17 protein-coding genes are annotated in these 22,068 nt (G+C 53.9%); 1 reads left to right on the top strand and 16 read right to left on the bottom strand.

The annotated features are described in order from the left end of the window. Nucleotides 1-406: 406 nt before the first annotated feature. The 16 genes from E5161_RS12045 to spoIID form a co-directional block, all read right to left on the bottom strand. The gene (locus E5161_RS12045) at nt 407-4,621 is read right to left on the bottom strand and encodes an S-layer homology domain-containing protein (protein ID WP_169306677.1); all 4,215 of its coding nucleotides are present in this window, start codon (nt 4,619-4,621) and stop codon (nt 407-409) included. Between the two features lie 234 nt (nt 4,622-4,855). Beyond that, the gene (locus E5161_RS12040) at nt 4,856-5,986 is read right to left on the bottom strand and encodes a glycosyltransferase family 4 protein (protein WP_136778171.1); all 1,131 of its coding nucleotides are present in this window, start codon (nt 5,984-5,986) and stop codon (nt 4,856-4,858) included. 137 nt (nt 5,987-6,123) lie between these two features. Next, nucleotides 6,124-6,834 (bottom strand): WecB/TagA/CpsF family glycosyltransferase, encoded by a 711-nt coding sequence (locus E5161_RS12035; RefSeq protein ID WP_136778170.1) that lies wholly within the window; start codon nt 6,832-6,834, stop codon nt 6,124-6,126. 99 nt (nt 6,835-6,933) lie between these two features. Then, on the bottom strand, nt 6,934-8,067 hold the full coding sequence (gene csaB, locus E5161_RS12030; RefSeq protein WP_136778057.1) for a polysaccharide pyruvyl transferase CsaB: 1,134 nt from the start codon (nt 8,065-8,067) through the stop codon (nt 6,934-6,936). Then, a complete protein-coding gene (locus E5161_RS12025) occupies nt 8,064-10,109 on the bottom strand; it encodes a DUF5693 family protein (RefSeq protein ID WP_136778056.1) in 2,046 nt (681 codons plus the stop codon). Before E5161_RS12025 ends, csaB begins: the two co-directional genes overlap by 4 nt. A gap of 307 nt (nt 10,110-10,416) precedes the next feature. Continuing rightward, nucleotides 10,417-12,126, bottom strand: coding sequence for a phospho-sugar mutase (locus E5161_RS12020; RefSeq protein ID WP_136778055.1), 1,710 nt, complete (start codon nt 12,124-12,126; stop codon nt 10,417-10,419). Nucleotides 12,127-12,285: 159 nt separating this feature from the next. Then, nucleotides 12,286-12,723 (bottom strand): 3-hydroxyacyl-ACP dehydratase FabZ, encoded by a 438-nt coding sequence (gene fabZ / locus E5161_RS12015; RefSeq protein ID WP_425456511.1) that lies wholly within the window; start codon nt 12,721-12,723, stop codon nt 12,286-12,288. Nucleotides 12,724-12,899: 176 nt separating this feature from the next. After that, nucleotides 12,900-13,406: a CDP-alcohol phosphatidyltransferase family protein gene (locus E5161_RS12010; RefSeq protein ID WP_136778054.1), complete on the bottom strand. Its 507-nt coding sequence runs from the start codon at nt 13,404-13,406 to the stop codon at nt 12,900-12,902. 117 nt (nt 13,407-13,523) lie between these two features. Then, nucleotides 13,524-13,754, bottom strand: a complete 231-nt coding sequence (locus E5161_RS12005) for a DNA-directed RNA polymerase subunit beta (RefSeq protein ID WP_136778053.1) — start codon at nt 13,752-13,754, stop codon at nt 13,524-13,526. 70 nt (nt 13,755-13,824) lie between these two features. Further along, a complete protein-coding gene (locus tag E5161_RS12000; RefSeq protein WP_136778052.1) occupies nt 13,825-14,634 on the bottom strand; it encodes a flagellar hook-basal body protein in 810 nt (269 codons plus the stop codon). Nucleotides 14,635-14,662: 28 nt separating this feature from the next. Continuing rightward, a complete protein-coding gene (locus E5161_RS11995; RefSeq protein WP_136778051.1) occupies nt 14,663-15,565 on the bottom strand; it encodes a flagellar hook-basal body protein in 903 nt (300 codons plus the stop codon). 54 nt (nt 15,566-15,619) lie between these two features. Beyond that, on the bottom strand, nt 15,620-16,627 hold the full coding sequence (gene mreB, locus E5161_RS11990) for a rod shape-determining protein MreB (protein WP_136778050.1): 1,008 nt from the start codon (nt 16,625-16,627) through the stop codon (nt 15,620-15,622). A 166-nt stretch (nt 16,628-16,793) separates the two neighbouring features. Further along, nucleotides 16,794-17,081 (bottom strand): sporulation transcriptional regulator SpoIIID, encoded by a 288-nt coding sequence (gene spoIIID, locus E5161_RS11985; RefSeq protein WP_094047597.1) that lies wholly within the window; start codon nt 17,079-17,081, stop codon nt 16,794-16,796. A gap of 149 nt (nt 17,082-17,230) precedes the next feature. Then, nucleotides 17,231-18,334, bottom strand: a complete 1,104-nt coding sequence (locus tag E5161_RS11980; RefSeq protein WP_136778049.1) for an HD-GYP domain-containing protein — start codon at nt 18,332-18,334, stop codon at nt 17,231-17,233. 205 nt (nt 18,335-18,539) lie between these two features. Continuing rightward, nucleotides 18,540-19,265: a M23 family metallopeptidase gene (locus E5161_RS11975; protein ID WP_246042196.1), complete on the bottom strand. Its 726-nt coding sequence runs from the start codon at nt 19,263-19,265 to the stop codon at nt 18,540-18,542. Between the two features lie 105 nt (nt 19,266-19,370). Next, on the bottom strand, nt 19,371-20,567 hold the full coding sequence (spoIID, locus tag E5161_RS11970) for a stage II sporulation protein D (protein ID WP_136778048.1): 1,197 nt from the start codon (nt 20,565-20,567) through the stop codon (nt 19,371-19,373). Nucleotides 20,568-21,123: 556 nt separating this feature from the next. On the opposite strand from spoIID, the gene E5161_RS11965 reads away from it, so the two are divergent. Continuing rightward, nucleotides 21,124-21,804 carry a helix-turn-helix domain-containing protein gene (locus E5161_RS11965; protein ID WP_169306676.1) on the top strand — a complete coding sequence of 227 codons (681 nt, stop codon included), beginning with the start codon at nt 21,124-21,126 and terminating at the stop codon, nt 21,802-21,804. The last annotated feature ends 264 nt before the right edge of the window (nt 21,805-22,068 follow it).

Below are 22,068 nucleotides of genomic sequence, written 5' to 3'. Positions count from 1 at the left end.
TTTCATGTCGCAGAAACTCGTAAACTGTAGGAAGCTGCCTATTAAAGACAGAAAATAGGCAGGGAAAAATATGCCACTTTCCCCATTATACACGAGGCGCTCTCATAGAGCAAAGCATATTTTGTAAGTTTCATAGGGCGTCTAGTGCTTTTCGCCCGTCTCATTTGACACATGTAATTAAACGCGCCAGTTTCGGAAAAGTTGCGGCCAACGGAAAAAATGTTTTGTTTTTTCTTAAATGAGGGCCTTTTTTTGAAACATCGGAGAATTATGTATGTATCAACCTCATTAGTATAGCTTGGTCCCCGAGTCTCGTCACCGCTTAACTTTTTCCTATTTCGCCAACTTAGAACATTAGAAAGATGAGATCGCCCTCCGAGTGGAGGGCGATCATTATGAATACAGCTTATTTCGAGTAAATCTTCGGAAGCTTCTTCAGATCCACCATCACTTTAGCCATGATAATGGCAGCGTCCGCGCGGAGCAGACGAGAGGATGGTTCGAATACGAGACCTTTCTTGGGATCGGCCACATCGACTGGCGATCCGCTCATAAATCCTTTCTTGGCAATCGCGGCAACGGACGGCTTCGCGTAGAAATCGATAGACGGCTCGTCCTTGAACAGCTTGCCAAGCGTAGCACGAGATTTGTTCGGATCGGTGTCGAGCTTCAAATTGAGCGCTTTGGCCAACATCACGGTAGCGTCCTGTCTGGAGATCGTGTTGTCCGGGCTGAACGCTCGCGGCAATGTCCCACGGACAATACCGGCGCGTGCGGCTGTCTCAATGTAGCGGTAATCCCACAAGGCATCAATATTGATCGCGTTGCCGGTGTCCGGAACGTCCACAAAATGTTTCGGTCCATTATAGTTGAGTGGAAGATCCAATGCGCGTACCAGCATGCGGGCAAATTCGCCTCGAGTGACGTACTGGTCCGTTCCGAATGCTCCCGATGGGTCTGTAGCGTTCATAACACCTTTGGCGTAGATCGCTTCAATTGCTTCACGAGCATACGGATGAGCACTGACATCATTGAACGTATAGCCCACTTTGCCGACTACGTAATAACCGAAACGGTCGAACGGTACTTTTACGGTATTTTTCTTGTCATCGACAACTCCGCCGATATTCTCCCATTGTTGGATGAAAGGATCGAACCGAAATACGGTCACCCAGGTGCCGGCGGATTGTCTCAGGCTTGGATCGTAGGCCAGCGTCAGCGTGCCGCGCTTGGATGGGATCACTTCTCGATCCGAGCCGCGGGTATAGTAAAGCTTCTGCGCCGTTCCCTTGATGACTTCAAGCGGATAAGGGTCAAAGCCGTTAGTCACCGGATCATAGTCAGGCGTGATCGGATTGTCAGCCTGGCCTGCATCAATCCAGTAAACCGGGCTAGCTTTGATGTACCGCGTCGGGAAGCTTGCTGTGAACAGAATTCGTCCCATACTTAACTGCGCGTCGTAGTTGGCCGGCACCGTCTCAAAATCATGGCGATCGACTACGCCATCCTCTGGATTGGCGATGGCCATCAAAATGTTGTTGTCTTTGTATACCTGGCCCTTCAGATTATCAGGAGTGTTGTAATCCCGCCGAATGAGATTCGTACCGCTAGGGAAAGTCAAATTCAATTTTCCGTCAAAGGCTTTCAGCGAGTTCTTCATCGTAAGCAAAGTCTGAGCGCCTGGGATATTCTCTGGTGCGTAGACTACATCAAAGGAGTCTTTGATCGTGTCGTTGGCATTCTTAATGATGAGATCGATTCTGTTGGTCTTGTTCGGCTTCAAATTCTGGACGAACGCTCGGAATGCCGGCACTTCGGTCGGTGTACTCGTTCTATAATCCAGGTACGTGATTTTGGTGGCCGGAATTTTGTTGATCGTAACGCTGTCCGCGCCTGGCGAAGTCAAAATAACTTCAACGTAGCTCTGGTTCAATATACGTTTCTCGGTACGAGGCGAGATAATTGTATAAGGGATAGAAGTCGGATCGACTTCAAGCCGATATGTCGCCCGCGGACCATTCAATCCGCCGTTGTAAACGGTGATGCTGTAAACCTTGGAGCTCCCGTCGTACGGCAGCTTTTGGTTCGGCAGAATAAACGAAAAGGTCTGAGATTCGAGATCATATACCACTCTCAAATTTCCAAGCGGCGCAGTGTCGGTCGGTTCGTCGGTGATCACTGCCCCGTCACTTGCCGTAAACAAGTTTTTGCCCATGTTCCAAGTGATATCCAGGTCTCCGGGTGAAGAGATGACCATGATGTAGTTATCCTGGTCGCGACCTGATTGCATGGCTGTGAGTTTAGCGATCGCATTTCCGGAAGTCGTACCCAAATCGATGAAATCAAACGTACCGTAAATGTTCATCTCCGCTTGCTTCGTCGAAAAAACGGTTCCCTTCAGCGGGAAATTCGGATCGTTTGGCAAAGGAGCGCTTAGTCCAGTGGAGTAAGGGAATACGCCCGCGGTTTTCGGCGCCGGAATGACCGGGAGATTCGTTGGTACGATCGTGACTTTGATATTACTTTCATAGTTGTTCGATTTCGTGCGGAATACGAATTTGATGTTGTTGTCACCCAATTTATTCAGAGCGTTATAAGCCGCAGTTTCTTGAGCAGCATCGGCCAGCACGAAAGTGTCTTGTGTGGTGTCTACTTTCAGTTGAACCTCGGTGTTATTAATGTACAAATACGCGGTTTGATACTTTGGAGGTGATGATGTCGTATCTGTCTTAAATACAATGTCGCTCAGGTTGGGCACGTTAAACAGCTGACCTTTAAAGCTCTTGAATTCCGTTTGAATCAGAGCGGCAATACCTGCGATCGAAGACATGGTGGTGTCATACTTAATTTGCATGCCGTCGAATACACCGTCGTACTTGACGTACGGACCGTACATCATCGTAATCGGAATATCTTTGTATGGATCGCCGGTCACAGTGCCGGAGTAAGCGGTGTTGTTCAGCTTGAAGCGCAAGTCCATGCTTCCAGAGCTAGGAAGCTTGTTCAAAGTTACGAACACTCTCAGGAACGGGGTATCGACGCCATTGATATTCACCATTTTAATGGAGGAATTCGGCAGCACCTTGTAGCTGTAGTCATGTGTGGAAGCCGAATTACCGTTCAAATCTCCGTCCGTCGTATTTCCGGTAACGGTTCTAATATTGGCCAATTGCACCAAATCGTTAGGCGCCGCACCTACCCAGCCCGATTGATAGTTTCCGATCAACAGCTCGATTCCTGCGGGCAGAGAGAACAGAGAAGTATTCTCAAGATCGGAAGTGTCTAGTGTTGGAATTTCCGCCGGCGTCGTTTTGTTATTGTACCCAGGGATAAAGTTGACATCTTGGATGTAGGCCAGCGTACTATTACGCAGTTTGTAGAAGAAGGTATCGGAATCGTCCGTACCAGCGGGCGATTTGGCTTGGTTCCATCCCGTGAATTTGATTGAATGGTTGTCGTCGAATTTCAACAAGCCCGCGCCGGTAGTCGTTGATGATGAACCGAGAGTATACGAAAACGCCACCGTAAAAAATTTATCAGCAGGGGCAGGAGCTGCAGGAGCGTTATTCACTGCAATTACAGAATTGGATGAGCCATCGTTCGTGACTGAAATAGGATTGCCGTTCAGTACATTCAAGGGGTCAAAATCGTAAACAGACGTTGAGGTGTTCCAAGTCCAACCCGTATTGGGCTGGAAGTTTTTAGTCACCGAATTATACACGATCGGTACGATGGACGAGCCGGTGACCTTCACCGTGAATCCGGTTGGAATGGAGAAATTTGTAGTCGGCTGCAACGGTGTCGTGAAACTTTCACCCGGATCAGCGACGTCGCCGTCAGCATTCAGATCCTTCTCGGCAACCAACGTCAAATCATAAAAGGTAACATCACCGTTGTAGAATGCGATATTGCGTGTAGTCTCCACATACTGGGTGTTGTTGTACACGCGGATCGTGATTTCGTTCATCCCTTTTTTCACATTGATCGGGGATGCGACGAAGCTGAAGTTAGATTGGCTGTTCACCGAGTAGGTATTACTCTTGCCGTTCGTAATGACTTGCACCTTCGTAGCGTTCGGGGCTTTACCGCTGATGCTGATATCGGAGCTGGACTTGCCCATCGAAGCTGACGAATAAACAACGGTCGAACCGGCTTCTTTAATATTGAAAATAGAGCCGTCGATGCCTGCCGTTAAGTCATAGAGCATCGGGCTGTTGCGGTATTCGATAAAAATGGAATCCTCCGAGGTTGATGCACCTTGCGTTCCCGTGAAGGTGATCTTGTTCATGCCCGGAAACAATTGCACATTGTAAACCGTAAGGGTTGTCCCAACGGCCGTGATGTTCGCGGTCTGATTTTCGTTCGAGGAAATGACCGCACCGGTGGAAGGATTGATTTGGTATACGCTGTATTTGATCGAAGCCGGATCCACGTTGTTAATCGTACCCGTCAAGGTTACGCGATCGTTCGTGGTGATCCGCGCAGCGCCCACCGTATACTGTTCGTTGTTGAAATTGAAATTGTGGGCTGTCGCCGCTTTAACGACACTCCACTGCAGCGGCAGTATCGAAACTACCATTGCCAAAATTAATAGAAACGATAAAGCCTTCTGTTTCCTCATTACGATAAGTCCTCCTCGTGAACGTGCCTTGTGCTCCAATGATGAAATGATGAAGTGCCAAATCGGTAACATGTTCCATTAGACGAGCCTTTACGACAAAAAGTTCCGTATCATAGTTATCGGACAGGAAGTGAAATTGTTTAGCCGTTATAAGGAAAATGAGACAGAACTCCCATAAAAAAACCCCAAAACCGAAATCGGTTTTGGGGCAGATCTTTATAAGTCGTATAAATTTCACTTCCCGCGCGAGTCGGGATGCGGCTTCGCGAGAAGCCGGGCGATGAAGTTGATGACCGGCCGGCGGGTTTTGTCGACGATGCCGATGAGCTCGGCGCCGATCTGCAGCAGGAACACGAGCACGCAGATGACGACGAAGGTGACCCAGTTGCCGAGACCTCTTGCGCTGAGCACGGATTGCACGACGGCGCAAGCGCCGAAGAATGCGGCAATGCTGTAGATGATGAGCACCGTTTTACGGTGGCTGAAGCCGAGCCGTTGCAAACAGTGATGCAGATGGCCTTTGTCGGCTGTAAAGATGGGCTTCCCGTTCACCTTTCGGCGCACGATGGCGAAGAAGGTGTCGGACAGCGGCACGCCGATGATGAGCAGCGGCGTTACGAACGATACGATCGTGACTTGCTTAAATCCGAGCATGGACAGCATGGCCAGACTGAATCCGAGGAACAGTGCGCCCGAGTCGCCCATGAATATTTTCGCGGGATGGAAGTTGAAGAACAGAAATCCGACGATGCTGCCCAGCAGCAAAATAGATAACAGCACAACCGTACCATTGTTCATGAACACGCCCATCGTGAGGATCGAGCCGATCGCGATGGCGGATACGCCCGCCGCCAGCCCGTCCAATCCGTCAATGAGGTTGATCGCGTTGGTCACGCCGACGATCCAGAAAATCGTGAGCGGAATCGCGACCCAATCCCCGAGCGGCTGCATGGCGGAGCCGAACGGAATGTTGACGATGTTCATGCGGATATCGAAACCGAACACCACAACACAAGCGGCTGCAATTTGGACAAGGAACTTGAGTTTGGCGTTGAGATCGAATCGATCGTCCAGCGCGCCCAGCAGCACGATGATCGTTCCGCCGGTCAGCAAAGCGCCGATGAGGTTACGATTATAGGCAAGCATCAGGTTATGCGGAATGAAGGCGAGAAACAGTAACACCACTAAAGTAAAAGAGCTGAAGATGGCGAGTCCGCCCATGCGCGGCATGATGCGGGAATGTACTTTACGGGCGTTCGGGACGTCGACGGCGCCGACTCGGAACGCGAACTTTTTCACCAACGGAGTAAAAATGAGGGCAAGTGCCAGCGTCGCGATGAAACCGGACAACCCGATTCCGAACATTAAGCCTGTGGGCATAATTCAACTCCCCTTTTTTCTATACCGGATTGAATTATAAACCCGGTACATGGAATTCAACAAGACCGTTTTCCTGTCGTTTTCCGGGTTATTAGAGCATTTTCATCATTTTCAAGTTATTTTCATGAAGGATTGGAGGGTTTGAGGACCTTTTCTCCATCCTTCATCACTTTCAAGGCAAATCGAGGTAAAACAAGCATTCTTGGCAAGCGGCTCGGTTCCTGAAGCAGCCGGTAAAACCATTCCAATCCCAATTTGCGGAAAATGGCCGGAGCTCGTTTCAGCTTCCCCGCCACGACATCGAAGCTGCCGCCTACGCCCATCATGACCGGTACCTGAAGTGCGTCCTGATATTTCTCCAGCCATGGCTCCTGGGTCATCAGCGAGCGGGCTACGAACAGCAAATCCGGCTTGGCTTCCCGAATCGCGGCGATCACCGCGCCGTCTTCTCTATCCGTAAAGTAACCGTCGCGGTAGCCGACGAATCGGACTCCCGGAAATTGCCGGCTCAGCTTCTCGTGCGCCGAAGAAATGATCTCCTGCGTTGTGCCCAGAAGGTAAACTTTCCAATGACGGCGGTCGCCTTCGCGCAGCAATTCGTGCATAAGGTCGAATCCTGCCACCCGTTCCGGAACGGGCTGTCCCACGTGACGTGCAGCCCATACCACGCCTGCGCCATCAGGTACGACAAGATCCGCCGTTCTCAGCGCCCGATGGAAACCGGCATCTTCCAAACCAGCCATCAGCATAATCGGGTTGCCGGTCACAATCCGGTGAGTGCGCTGGGATTCGACAGCCTGGACGAGATAGTCGACGGTTTGCTTCATATTCATTTTGGAAAACGGGACGCCGTACAGCGACACCGTGGGGTATGCTCTGGTTTGGGGTGTGAAGCTCAACAACGTCACCTTCCCGATAACGGATTACTTTTGTTAACGTAAATAATCCAAAATTTGTTTCGCCGGGCGAACCGCCTCGTTCTTCAAACGCTCGATGGCGGAAGAAGCACGGGTTCGCCATTCTTGAGGATTGTCGAGCAGGGTTGCGGCCCGCTGGGCGAAATCGCCCGGATCGAGCGATTCCGTGGAACCGACCGCGGTCTCACCCAGCCGGTTCAGAAATTGGTCGATCTTCGGATCATACGAGAGGCCGAGCAGCGGCACCTCGCGGTTCGCGGCGTAGATGAGCGAGTGCAGCCGCATTCCGACCAGCAGCCGGCATCGGCTCACCTCGCGCAGCATCGCCTGCGGATCCTCGTGTGCGGGCGCAAGTTCGCACACAGGCTCTCCGCCGGACGCAGCGGCGCCGGCGGAGAGCCGTTCCATCACGTACCGGGACGCATCCTCGTCCGGGCCGTGATGGAACGGCAAAAAGCGCAGCCGGACGCTCCGCCGTCCGGCCAGCATCGCGAGCGCGGCCGCCACGCGGTCCAGGTCCGCACGGTCGCCGCGCCAAAACCTGACGGACACGCCGACCACCGGTCGCGCGTCCGAACCATCGGCGCCACCCGAATCCGCGGCGTCCGCAAGCGGCAAGCCCATCACCGGGTCGGGCACCACATCGATGCGCGCCTCCGGCACGCCGAACCGGCGCAGCAGCGCCGCCGATTCCTCGTCGCGCACCGACACGTACGCAGCCTTGCGGAACGCCCGTGCAATCGGCCACTTGAATATGCCGCGCTGCACCGGACCGATCCCCTGCGCATACACGAACGTCGGCTTCCCGCTCCAACGCGCCATTTCCATAATCCCGAGATAATACGGGATGGAGCCGAGCCCCGTCGCGTCCTGCAGCAAGCTTCCTCCGCCGCTGATCAGGCCGTCGCTGTTACGTAAAGCGTTCCTTACTTTCGCCAGCTTCATGCGGGGCACCGATTCCACGCCATACTGACGGCTTGTCCATTCCGGATCGGCCGACAGCACGACGGGCTCTACCTGAACTCCCCGCTCGCGCCCCGCCTGCTCGAGCGCCGTCAAAATACTTTTTAATACCGCTTCGTCCCCGCTATTCCGAAAACCGTAATACCCGGACAGCACGAGACGCACCACGCCAGAATCCCGACTCACGCCGGCATCCCCCGTTTCCGCAGCTTATCGGCCGCTTGATAAATCGCGATCAGAACGAACCCGATCAACAGACCAAGACCGAGGCCGAGCAAAATGCGCGAAATCGAAAGGATGAGCGGAGTATGAATATGCGCGAACGTGTCGACCATCGACAGCTGCCCAATCGTCCCGGCCACCAGCAGCACGGTGGCCCAGCGATAGCGCAGCGCCAGGAAAATGCCCAGCAGCATAAACGGATGCCCCAGCAAAAATTCTTTCGTTCTCGGCCGAACGCCGAATGTGTTTTCGAGTATGGAACGGAAAGCCAATTCCACGCTGGATACGTTGCCGGCATTCCCCGTTCTCGTCAAATAGTAATAGCCTGCGCCTGCGAGTACGACAAACCCGACCACCCAAACAACGGTAAGCGGCATGCGGAGAATGTTACGCGCGTTTTCCGTCACGGTGTTGCCCGAACCATACAGGAACACATAAGCCGCCACCAGCGCGATCGGCCCCAAATGCAGCAGGCTGACGCCGCGGAACTGCTGCAGCACATAGCTGTACGAAATATGGTTCAGCATCGCGACGACCATCGGAATGGCAGCCATCGACAGAATCGCAGTGCGAATATACAGCAGCACGGCCGAGCCTAACCGCCGGCCGACGCCGAGCGATTCGCCACGCGTAGCTCTCAGCCTGCGAACGAGCAAAATCACAGCGGCCGTCGGAGCCGCAATCGCCACGAACAGAGCCAGCGCTTGCACCATCAGCGTCGGACGCAGCACATACAGGCCGGCCCCGCCAACCACGCCGGCAACGAACACGAGACTGATCAGCGACGGCAGGAACATGCCCGCGACGGTCGCAACCATCGCAATCGCGCCAAGCATCGCCAGCGCGCGCAATACGGTTTCCGCCGGAGCGTGGTGCACGGTAAACGCCTGAGGCACACCGATCTCAAATCCGAAATGGTGCAAATCCGCAACCGCGCCGCCCGAACCGTCCGAAGCATCCTTGTCGGAACCGGCCAACGCCGTCACGATCGTATCGATCGGAAAGGTCACTTTGCCTTTGATCGGATCTTTGGTCGGCATCGCGTTCAAGAACACCATCCGGATGTTGCGGTCCTTGACCGCAAGCAAAATCCGGTCCCGCAGCTCCGTCGCCTTGATGATGGCCATCTCCCCGTCCGTGACGGAATGGGCGCGGATGATGTTGTAGTCCACGTAGTTCGCCAGCTTTTCGACACCTTTTTGCGCGGTCTTCAGGTTCTCGAACGCCGCGATGCCGATGCCGTTCTGATTCAATACTTGTGCAAACTGCAGAACGCCGCTCAGTTGCCTTTTGCCCGGGGCAGATATGCTGAATCCGGGTACTGCCTCTCCGTCGAACGTCACGCGGTCCACGCCGTATTGCTTGAACGTTTTGAGCCAATTGTTCATTTCCTTTGCATCAAACGTGTCGAACCGGTCCGAAACCCGCGGAACGATCCAAAGCCCCGCGTCCTTCAGCTTCTGCATCTCGATCGGATTGGGCATCATCGGACGCATCATCGCATCGGCATAGCCCATGTGAATGACCACGCCCTGTTGTCCCTCGATCGACCAGTCCGTCACTTCCGCGCCGTGGCGCGCGAACGCCGACTGGATGATCGGTTTCAGCTCCGACACATGCTCAGGCTTCAAAAATAAAACGTAGGTGTTGTTATCTCCCGGCTCCGGTGGTTTTCCCTGCAGCGCCGCGGCGCCTTGCGCGTCGTAAACCGCCGCCTCCCGCGACCACGTGAGCTCCTCGAGCGTGCTTTCGTACACAATCGCTCCATTGACGCCGGCTTTCTTGAGCCGGTCCAGCTGCTCCGTCATGAATGGCTCGGGGTTCCCTTGCGCCGCGCTGGCTTGGAGCACGTCTCTATAGTCAATGACAAGGGCCGTCCGGTCAGCGGAAGCTTCCGTTTGGGATCTGGCGTACATGACCGGCAGCGCGGCCACGACACCAATCAGCACGAGCCACCACAGCCACACTGTCAATTTGCGATTTAGTTTGTTCACCCATTGGGGCACAACCGTCACTCCTTATGTCCTGGAAAAAATGATGTGGGGCTGTCGTCGCCCGTTCAGGCGGTGAAGCGGCACTTTTTCCGGTTTTCGCCCACAAAACGAGCGGCATCTCTGCCGCTCGTTCGTGTTTATTCGGCACTATTAGATACTACACTACAATTTCCGCACAAATCTCAAGATTCCTGCGTGACGTCGGTCGGTAATTTCTGTTAGGCTCACAGACCTAAGTCACTGAAACTGACTAACAACCGACACCGTTACCGCCACGCGCATTCGTTAGTTACTCTCTCTAACTAACACTCACCGCGAATCACGCCAACGCATCCACGCGCCCCATCACGGAGCTCACGAGCCGCGTTAGCGCCGCGTTCGCAGCTTCCAAGTCCTCCCCGCGAACGGCGAAATACACTTTGATTTTCGGCTCCGTACCGGATGGCCGGAGGCAGAACCACGAGCCGTCCGCGAGCATGAATTTCAGCACGTTCTCGGAAGGGAGGCCGTCCAGACCTTGTTCATAATCCAGCACACGCACCACTTGAACGCCCGTCACTTCAGCCGGCGGGTTGGAACGCCAGTCGGCCATGATCGCGCCGATTTTCTTGACGCCGTCCTTGCCCTTGAGCGTACGGGACTCCAGCTTCTCCAAATACGTTCCGTATTTGCGGTACAGCTCCAGGAGCACGTCGTACAGCGTTTTGCCGAGAGACTTATAATAAGCCGCCGCCTCACAAATAAGCAGTGAGGCCACCACGGCGTCTTTGTCGCGCGCATACGTGCCGGTCAAATAACCGTAGCTCTCCTCGTAACCGAACAGGAAGCGGTGAGAGCCCGTCTTTTCGAACTCGGTCATTTTTTCGCCGATATATTTGAAGCCCGTCAACGTATTAAAAACTTCGCAGCCATAGGATGCGGCGATATCCGCGCCCATCTCGCTCGTCACGATCGTTTTCACGACAGCTGCGTTAGAAGGTAGTTTGCCCTGTTCTTGAAGATTCGATAGCAGATAATGGACCATAATCGCGCCGGCTTGGTTGCCGGACAGTACCACATATTCGCCTTGATCGTTCTTGACCACCGCACCCATCCGGTCACAGTCGGGATCCGTGCCGATGATGATGTCGGCTCCGAACTGGTCGGCCAGCTGGATCGCCAGCGTGAACGCTTCGTGCTCTTCCGGGTTCGGAGATTTGACCGTGGGGAATTCCCCGTTCGGCTGCTCCTGTTCCCAGACGACATGAACCTTGCCGAAGCCGGCTTGCTCCAGCACCCGGCGAACCGGCAGGTTGCCTGCGCCGTGAAGCGGTGTATAGACGACGGAAAGTGCTTTTCCGGCCCCGCGCTGAAACAAATCCGGCTGCACTACTTGCGCGGTGACCGCGTCCACGAACCGCTGATCGTCCTCGTCGCCGAGCCAGACGAGCAGCTCCTTCGCTTCCGCCTCCGCTTGGGAGATGCGTTGGACCGCGTCGAAAGAGGTCACCCCGCGAATGCTCTCGATGACCTGCTCCGCTTGATGAGGCACAAGCTGGCAGCCGTCCGCGGCGTACACCTTATAGCCGTTATATTCCGGCGGATTGTGGCTCGCCGTAATCACGATGCCGCCGGCTGCGCCCAAATCGCGAACCGCGAACGACAGCTGCGGCGTCGGCCGCAAGGAACGGAACAGATAGGTTTTGATGCCGTTGGCCGCAAGCACGCATGCCGCCTCCAGAGAAAACACGTCGGAATTTCGCCGGGAATCGTGCGCGATCACCACGGAAGGCTTATCGGACTGCCGGAGAAGATATTCGGCGAAGCCTTGAGTGGCCTTGCCGATCACATACCGGTTCATCCGGTTCGTCCCCGCGCCCATCACGCCTCTCAAGCCGCCGGTGCCGAATTCGAGCTCCCGGTAAAACCGGTCCTCAATTTCCGAGGACTGGCCGGCTATGCTGCGCAGCTCTTCCTTGGTCGCTTCGTCAAGGCCCGGATCCTGCAGCCAAGCCTCATATACTTCCTGCGGTGTTTGTGTTTTCTGCATGTTCACGCACCTCTTCCTTCCGCTTCAATAGTTGACCGACGCCTTAGATTCGCCCCTTTACACTAGAGATACATATCGTATCATAAACCTATATTATATGTTACTACTCTTTAAATATAGGGGTCAAATTAGCAAGCAAGCATCATCGGCTATGTTTAATTAACCCTTATTCGCGTCGGATAACGCAAACATGAGCTCACCCTCTGCTACGACTGTGTCGCCGACTCTCGCGGTGGCTTTTCCTTTTCCGATCGGACCTTTCAGCCGGGTGATTTCGACTTCCAGCGTAAGTGTGTCTCCCGGCTTCACCTGACCCCGGAAGCGGAATTCGTCGATGCCCGCGAAAAAGCCCAGTTTGCCGCGGTTTTCTTCCACCATCAGCATGGCGACCGAGCCGACTTGCGCCAGCGCTTCGACAATCAGTACGCCGGGCATGACCGGATATCCCGGAAAATGTCCGACAAAAAACGGCTCGTTCATCGTCACGTTTTTGAGCCCGACGGCACGTTTGCCCGGTTCGACTTCCAAAATTTTATCCACGAGCAAAAAAGGCGGGCGGTGCGGAATGACGTCCATAATCTGATTGATATCGAGCATTTGGGTTTCCTCCATTTTATTGCGGCTGGAAGCGCATAAGCGGGCCTCTCCCTGCAAATACTAGGAATGTCCCCTTATGCGAACTGCAGTCGCTAAGGTTGATATAAGAGAGCTCGCTGCCGTACATCGAAAAATCGAGGCAGGGCGCGGGCTCTTTTGTTTGCGGATTTATGAAGTTAGACGCGGTTTAAATGACGGAACTGCAAGAAGTAGATGCCGCTCGTCAAGAACGAAAGCAGAATGGCGGCCCAGAGAACCTCCACTCCGCCCGGGAGATCGAGCAGGAGCAGCATGATGGCCGCGTAATAAACGACGGTCGTCGCTTTGCCGAGCAAGTTGGCGGGTACCGTTTTCATGCCGCGGAAATGAAAAATCGCCGAACTGGCAATCATCCCGATTTCCCGGAACGCCATGACCCCTGCCGCCGCCCAAGGAATCTCCCCGCCCGCCACAAGAGAAATCACGATAGCCAGCATCATCAGCTTGTCCGCCAGCGGATCGAGCATGATGCCGGTCAAGGTGACTTGTCCGCTTCGACGCGCGATATAACCGTCCAAAATATCCGTCAATCCCGCGAACAGCACCACGACCAATGCCGCCACGGAATGGCCGTATGCGTACAAAATGATAAAAAACGGGATGAAAACAAACCGGGTCATGGTCATGATATTCGGCAAATTCATCCCGGCTGCTCCCCCGTTTCCGTCAATATCCTCATTATTATAACGCTCTCCCCGTTAAATTGAAAACTCCCCGTCCATGGGGCGGGGAGCAGTCAAGCCGATCGTTCGCAGGGTCGTTCAGCTTTCTGCGAATACAAGGTCGTAAATGTGCTTCCAGGTGTTCAACTCAAACACTTCCGAGACCGGTCTTCCTCCGAGGACGGCGTATCCGACGGCCAATCCGAAGACCAGTGCGATTAGGCACAGTGCCGGAACGACGAGCAGTTTGACGGTCAGCCACAAAATGCGTCCTGCTGTCCTTCCGCCGGAGTTCTCGGGTGGATTCGTGGGACGGGGCGATGCGGTCATGATGCTTTCGTCTCCTTTTACCAAATGCCCAGGACGGGCGATAACGTTCGGTAACTACCTGTCTATCGTATCATCCCCGAAGATTATTCGCCATGCCCAGCATCTGCTCGCCGGAAGAAAGCGCCCGGGCGCTCAGCTGATAAGCGCGCTGCACCATCATCAAGTCAGCCATCTCTTCCGTCATATCAACGTTCGATTGCTCGGTGAAGCCTTGGCGAACCGCAACGCCGGTGGTCACCGGCCGCACAACGCCTGACTGAAGCATGTCGGCGTCGATCCCATACAGGTTGTCACCGATCTGGCGTACGAGTTCCGGTTTCTCAACCGTATAGAGACTCATTCTGCCGATCGTCTGCGGATCCGAACCGTCCGCGTTAACCGCGGTGAGCGTTCCTTCCGGCGCAATGTTCAATGTCCTTCCGGCCGGCACGATAATTTCGCCGCCGGCGTCATCCAGAACGGAGTAACCGGCTGCCGTCACCAGCTTCTGATCCCCGCCGGCACCGTCCGGAACCAACTGAAACGGACCGTGGCGGGTATATGCCCGGCTTCCGTCCGGCATCCCGATCTCGAACAGCCCGTTGCCTTCCAGCGCCACGTCGTTCATATTCCCGGTAGGCAGCAGGGTGCCTTGCGACAGGTCCAATTGAATCGAGGCCAGTTTGGCTCCCCAGCCTTGCGTAAAGCCCATCGGCGTCTGGCGGCCGGGAAGCCGGAAGTCCGGCTCGTGGGGCTGCATGTTGGTGAGCAGATCTTCGAATACGGCAGTTTTGCGTTTATAGCCAACCGTGTTCACATTCGCGATATTATCCGCAAGAATATCCAATCTGCGCTGTAAGGCGCCCATAGAGGCGGAGGCGGCGATCATCGAGTTATTCATAGGTTAAAACCCACCTCTTCCTCTCGGTTTATACTTTGCCGATTTCGTTCACGGCTTTGTCCAAACTGCGGTCATAAAATTGAATAACTTTCTGATTGGCTTCATAGGCTCGAAGTGCCGCCATCAGGTCGACGGCTGACTGTGCGGCATCCACGTTCGAGCGCTCCAAAAATCCTTGGCGTACTTCGGCTCTGTCGCCGGCCTGCAGTAACCCGATCCCGCCTTGCGCGCCGTCATAACGGAACAGGCCGTTGCCTTCGCGGATCAGGTCGTTCGGGTTCTCCACCCTCGTCAGCCGAAGCCGGGGATTGTTAGGGAGAGCCTGCCCCGTCGTCTTGTCAATCAATGAACCGTCGGAGGTGACGGCGATATCGTCCCAGCTTCCGTTGATGACGATCCGCTGACCGTTCACGTCCAGCACCTCGGAACCGCCTGCCGTTAACAAGGTGCCGTCAGCCGCTGTTTGGAAACTGCCGTCACGGGTATATCGTTCGCCTTGTGGCGTATTTACCGTAAAGAAAGCCTGTGGCTGAAAAATCGCGTTGCCGTTCGCATCCGTGACCGGAAGTCCGGTTGTCGCATCTATATATTTGCCCGAGCCGTCCAATACCGCGCCGGGAATCGGGGTCCGTAATTCAAGATCCGAGATAAGCGCCATATCCTGCGGGCGAAAAGTTTGCCGAATGTCGCCTTGCCCCATAGACAGCATGTTTTCCTCTGCGAACACGCCGGTCGATAAGGTGCCGACTCTGCCCTCCCGGGTATTCTCTCCGCCAACAGCGGCGATAAGCATATCGGGAAAAGAACGGTTGATGGCGTTATTCGCCTTAAAGCCGGGCGTATTGAGATTGGCGATATTGTTCGTAACGGTGTCGTGTCTTCGCTGCTGGGCCATCATGCCGCCGGCGGCCGTATATAATCCTCTTAACATGCTGTCGGTTCCTCCTTGCTCATTCCGGCTGCAGTTGTATGCCCGCCGTCACGCTTAGCCCATTTTCCGCTGATTCCGTTGAATTCTATCCAAATGATCCAGCATGATGCCGGTTCCTTTCACTACGCAATGCATCGGATCTTCCGCAATCAGCACCGGAACTTTGAGCTCCTCGACCAGAAGCGCGTCCAGTCCGTCCAGCAATGCGCCTCCTCCGGTCAGGATAATCCCGCGGTCGATGATGTCAGCGGACAGTTCGGGCGGCGTACGCTCCAGCACCGATTTGGCCGAAGACACAATCGAGGATACTGGCTCCCAAAGCGCTTCGCGTACTTCATCCGAGTTGATATTGACCGTTTGCGGGAGACCCGAGACCATGTCCCGGCCGCGGATATCCAACTCATCGCGCCGGCCTTGATGGTACACCGTACCGATTTTGATTTTGATGTCCTCCGCCGTGCGTTCCCCGATCAGAAGCTTATATTTGTTCTTTATGTATTTCATGATCGCGGAGTCGAACTTGTCCCCCGCGACTTTAAGAGAAGAGGCGGTTACGACGTCGCCCATGGATAGGACGGCTACATCCGTCGTTCCTCCGCCAATATCGATGACCATATTGCCGCTCGGCTGGAAAATGTCCATTCCGGCTCCGATAGCTGCGGCTTTCGCTTCTTCTTCCATGAAGACTTCTTTGGCGCCGCTTCTCTCGGCCGCTTCGCGGATCGCCTTCTGCTCGACCGATGTAATGTTGCTCGGCGCACAGATGAGAATGCGCGGTCGGCTGTACCAGTTCCTCCCGCCTACACGCGCGATGAAGGCCTTCAGCATCATGTCCGTTACTTCGAAGTCCGCGATGACCCCGTCTTTAAGCGGGCGGATCGCCACAATATTGCCCGGCGTGCGGCCCACCATGCGGCGGGCGTCTTCGCCTACCGCCAACACCTTCCGGGTGTCGCTTTCGATGGCGACGACCGAAGGTTCGTCAAGGACCACTCCTTTGCCTTTGACGTGGATAGATACGTTCGCCGTGCCGAGATCGATTCCGATATCTTTGCTTAACATGAGCCTAAGACTCCCTCACCCTGCTGGAATGTATAATGGCGGTTTCGGCGTCGCACCCGGTGTCGAATAAAGCTGGCGATGCCCGATTATCAAATTTTAAACATTAGTTTATTTTAATTCGCCGCAATTCCAAAAATTCCTTCTTGGTTCGACAAAATGAGGGAAATTACGCTTTACCCGCCGTCATGACTTCTCTTTTTTTCACCGTCGTCTTCTTGTATTTGATTTTGGTCGCTTCTCCTCCCCTCAGGTGCCGGATCGACTTATGGTATTCCAGGATGTGCTTTACCTGGTCGGCCAAATCCGGATTGATTTCCGGCAGACGTTCGGTCAAGTCTTTATGCACCGTGCTCTTGGAGACGCCGAATTCTTTGGCAATCGTTCGCACCGTATTTCGCGTTTCCACAATGCACCTGCCGATCTTGATGGTGCGCTCCTTGATGTAGTCGTGCACGCTCCCGCCTCCCTGCTGAAATAGATTGGTACATTATATGAGGGGCGCGGTCACTTATTCTTTGTTCAGGGACGCGAGTGCGCCTTTGGCCCCATGAAAAAAGACGGATGGCAACATCCATCCGTCTTACGGGAACCCGTTTTATTCTTTTAAACGTCGCCGATCCGGCGCAGAATGGCCAAGTAAGGCTCTTTTTCCAAGTCGACAAGATACGGCGAAGGAACTGCGGAGCCGTCCGCCTCCCGGATAATCTGCACGACCGGTCTCAGCAAGGGCCGGTTCATCGTGTCCACCACGTATGCCGTTTGCCCGTTGCTGAGCTGCACGACCGTCGAGGCCGGATACACCCGATGATGCCGCAGAAACGTTTGAATCAACGACAATTCGAATTCGTAGTTCCCCGAAGCGAACAAATACTCCGTAGCCTCTTCCGGCGCATACGCCTTTCGGTAGTGACGGGGGGAGATCAGCGCGTTATAGACATCGGAGAGGCCTACAATTTGGGCAAATTCGGATATTTCTTTTTGGGTGAGGCCGAAAGGATATCCTTCTCCGCGATAGCGTTCATGATGCTGAAGTGCCACTTTGGCGGATTCCAGCGGCATGCCCTTGATCTTGGTCAATATCCGGTATCCTTCCGTTGTATGTCGGCGAACCATGAGCCGTTCGGCCTCCGTAAGCTCCCGGCCCAGCTTGATGAGATCCGTCGGAAGCCGCGTCATGCCGATGTCCGAAAACAGGGCTCCGAGCGTCAACTCGTACATTTGTGCGGAGTCGAAGTTTTTGGCCGTGCCGATGATGCCCGCATACATGGATACTTGAAGCGCCTGCCGGAACAGAAGCGGATCCGTTCGGAGCATCACACCCATTTCCTCCGCAAACTGCCGGTTGGAGACGATTTCTCCTATTAGATCGCGATACAAGTCTCTGAATTTATCGATAGCGATCGGCGGCGAGATGCTCTCCAATCTTCCCGGCGATTCCGCAAATCCGACGGCTGTCTGTACAGCGTCCATGCGAGCGTTTTCATCATTCTTGATACTATTGATGTCCGGCATGACCCACTCCGGTTCTTGCAACGGAGTTCTCTTCAGACGCAAAAATACCCGTTGAATGTTTAGCAGCTTCAACCGGTTAATGTAAGCTTCGGTTAGCACTGTTCCGGCTTCCAGCATGACGGCCCCGCTCCGTGCGTAGACCGGACGGGATAGTACGTCACCGCTGACCAGGTGGGTGATGGGCACTTCTCTCATAAGATTCGCTGCCCTTCCGCGCCGTTTTGGATAACTTGATTTGTACCCAACGACGGATACGTTGAAACATAGTATTTTTTTCCTATTTTTGATTATCACATATCTTTAGGCCTATGTCGACTATGAGAAATGGACAAGATAGAACGGGAGCCCACTCCCTGCCTGTCGGCAGAGTATGGGCTCCGGGTTGTTATTGAAGCGAATATTATTGGGCTTTGATCATGTCGCGGGGATTCACGGGTTCGCCGTTGGTCCACACTTCGAAGTGGACGTGCGTGCCTTCGCCCGCTTCGAGCTGGCTGGTGCCGGCTTTCGCTATCGCATCGCCCTGTTTGACTTCGTCGCCGACTTTTACTTGCAGGTCTTTCAAGCTCTGGTAGACGGTTTCGATGTCATTGGCATGCTGGATATGCACTTCATACCCGTTGGTCGGAGTTTCTTGCGCATAAGTGACTTTACCGCTTAGGGCCGCCAGCACTTCGAAGTCTTTTCCGTTTTTGGCGAGGTCGACGCCCGTGTGAGGCATAAACTTGTTGTCGTATTCGACCATTGCCGCCTGGCGTTGATCTTCCGAAGCATTTTCGTCGTAGAAGGCCATTTCCGTCTTGAACGATTCGAACTTGGCTACCGGCCATTGGAGAGTTTCTCCGTTAACCGCGACGGGCTTAGACTCGGGACTCGATTTTCCGTTTGTCTCTACCCCGCTGTTAACACTTGACACGTCTTGCTGCGAACCTTTCCCCTGGTTACCCGCATTGAGCCAGAGGATCGTTACGATGATTGCTGCCGCGGCCATGTAAGCTGCAGGGAATACCCAGCGTTTGGAGAGCAGCTTTTTCCATCCGGAAGGCTTGGCGGCGGACATCGATCCCGCAGCGGTTTTGGAAGACTCTTCGAACTTGCGTGTCGTTTTGTTTCCTTCGTTATTCATTTTTCCATCACCTCAATAAGCCATTCTTACCAGGTGATGGGGTTTTATACCTGATCTTGTTGAAAGATTGCAATTTTTATAGTGTAGATCGGGTTAAGGGGACTCTTAAAGTGAGGGTACAAGTTTCGAAACTTCGGTGATTTGCGTGCCTTTGTAATAGTATTTCAGGATTTGTTCCGCCGTATGCCCGTCCTGCGCCATTCCTTCCGCCCCCCACTGACTCATGCCGACTCCATGCCCGTTTCCGTAGGTCGTGAAGGAGATGGTGCCGTCCTTCACTCGCCAGGTGAAGGAAGTAGAACGCAGGCCGAGACGCTCCCGGAATTCCTGCCCCGTGAACGTCCGGTCGATCACGGTGAGAGATTTGATTCGTCTGCCGTCCGTCCATCCGGTGACTTTCATTTTCGGAGAATTGTTGAGCCGGGCTGAGGCGGAGATGGCGTCTATGCCCAGCTTCTCGTAAAACTCTTTTAGCGGCATTTGGGTTGTTTGGGCAGCGCCTGGGAGGTTGATCGGCCGGTCCCATGGACTCGTTACGGATCGAAGATAGGGCAGAGCGAATGGAAATACGTTTTCCGAATTTTCCGTGTAGCCGTTGCTTGCGGAAAAATAAAGCGCCTCAATCGGCTTGCCATCGTACGTGATAATCTTTCCACGTGTGTTCCTTGCCGCTTCATCGGCTTTGCGCCAAGCCTGCCCGTTCTCGTCCCGCAGCCGGTTCATCTGTTCGAGCGACCGGTAGGCTTGGTGAGTAACAGTATCAGTAACATCTGCGTCTTGGACGGGTATGTTAGTGCGGTCATGCTCGAGCAGGCGCCGCATGATGTAAGTGCGCGCGGCCATCGCCTGCGCCTCAAGCGCCGCGGGATGGAAGCTCGGCGGCATTTCGGCCGCGACCACTCCGCGTATGTAATCTTCCAGCGGTACCGTTTCTACGCGGCGCTGCTCCGTCAAATACACGCGGATGGGGATATCGTCTTTGTCGGCAGTGTTGTGGGGGCTGTCGCGGTTGCTATTGGGGTTGCTATTAGGGTTGCTATTGAGGCTGTTATCGCTTTCGCCTCCTCTATTGCTCGCTGGCCCGGCGTTTGTGCGGATGACGTTATTTTCAGAGCTGCTCTGAGACTTGTCCGATTTTACGTTGGCTGCTGGTTGCGCCCATGTCTCCAAGTCTTCGCTTGATGCGGCCATTAATTGTGCTGTCTCTGTGCGATTCGCTGTATGCAAATTGCTCCACAGGATCAACGCCAGCACAATACCGGCGGTAAACCCGGCCCATTCCAATCTTTTAGCCCATTCCATCGCTTCCTCCGCATCCTGTTCGTCTTCATCGGCCTGTCCTTATGCCGCTCAAGACATCCTACGCAAATGGCGATAGAGTTAGAACCTAGATTGGTAGAGGGGATGGTGACTATCAGCCGTCTTACTCGCGAAAGCCTGCTACGATAGTCAGTGAGACTGACTAACAAAAGCTTGTCTCGCGAAAGTCTGCGAACGTTAATCAGTGAGACTGACTAACAACAGCCTGCCTCGCGAAAGTCTGCTATCGTTAGCCAGTGAGACTGACTAACAACCGACTACCCCGCGATGGTCTATATCCGTTAGTCAATGTGACTGACTTACAGCGACAGAACCTGCCGAAGTCTGCGATCGTTAGTTATTGAGACTGGCTAACAGTTGAACACATGCAGCAGGCGATCACTCCGTTATTTACGGATGCTGTAGACATTTTCACAATACCCTCTTGCCATATTCCATTTTTCCCATTATTATGAACCCAAGACAAGGTCGTGAAGAACACGCCGTCTGTTCCGGGATCCCGGGCAGGCGGCGTTTTTATTTTAAGGAGGTCGCACAAATGAGCAAAATATTTGATGAAATTTTCAGTCGTTGGCTGTCACAGCATCTGAAAACATGCAAAGGGGAGCGTAAGCGGAGGTTACTAAACGGACTTGGATACTCTGAGAAGCTCTTTCTAATGTTAGTTTGGTGGCCGGCAGTCCAGAGTTTAGCAAATTTGCATCCTGAGTTTGAGGTTCGGGACTTCAAAGACGGCACCCGGTTTCTGGACTTTGCCTTTTTTCTGAAAGGACTGAAGATTTGTATCGAAATCGACGCATACAACACCCATTGCCGCGATCTTGACCGCAAGCAATTTGCCGATCATCTGACCCGGCAAAACCACCTGGTGATAGACGGCTGGCTAGTCCTGCGCTTCTCGCTGGACGACATTAAAGAGAACCCCCGAAGCTGCCAACAGTTGTTGCTTCAGGCGCTGGGAAAGTGGGGACTGGAACAACAGGAATCCATCGAAGCTAGCAACCCGATCGATTTGGCGATTCTTAAACTCATGCGCACCCACGGCGCACCCCTGTCCCCTTCAAAAGTAGCACGTGAATTAGGTTGGCATAGGGCGACAGCAACCGCTCACTTGCACAGCTTATTGAATAAGGGCTATTTGTTACCAGCTGGTTCTGGTCAGAAGAGAATTAAGTTATATCGACTGAATCCTGACTATAATCGCAAGAATTCCGGATAATTGCGTAGAGCAAAGTTAGTCTCAGTGGCGTTCCAACGTTGGTGTCTCGGGGGTACGCTTCTCTTAGCTAGTCTCAGTGACTTACAAACGTTGGTGCCTCGGGGGTAAGCAGCTCTAAGCTAGTCTCATTGACATTCAAGCTTCGATGTTTCGGAAGTACGCAAGTGTAAGCTAGTCTCAGTGACTTTCAATCGTCGGTGTCTCGGGGGTACGCAACTCTAAGCTAGTCTCGGTGGCTTTCAAACATTGGTGTCTCGGGGGTAA

Source organism: Cohnella pontilimi (assembly GCF_005049045.1).
In the GTDB taxonomy this organism is placed as follows: domain Bacteria; phylum Bacillota; class Bacilli; order Paenibacillales; family Paenibacillaceae; genus Cohnella; species Cohnella pontilimi.
This window is presented reverse-complemented; position numbering and strand designations above follow the sequence as displayed.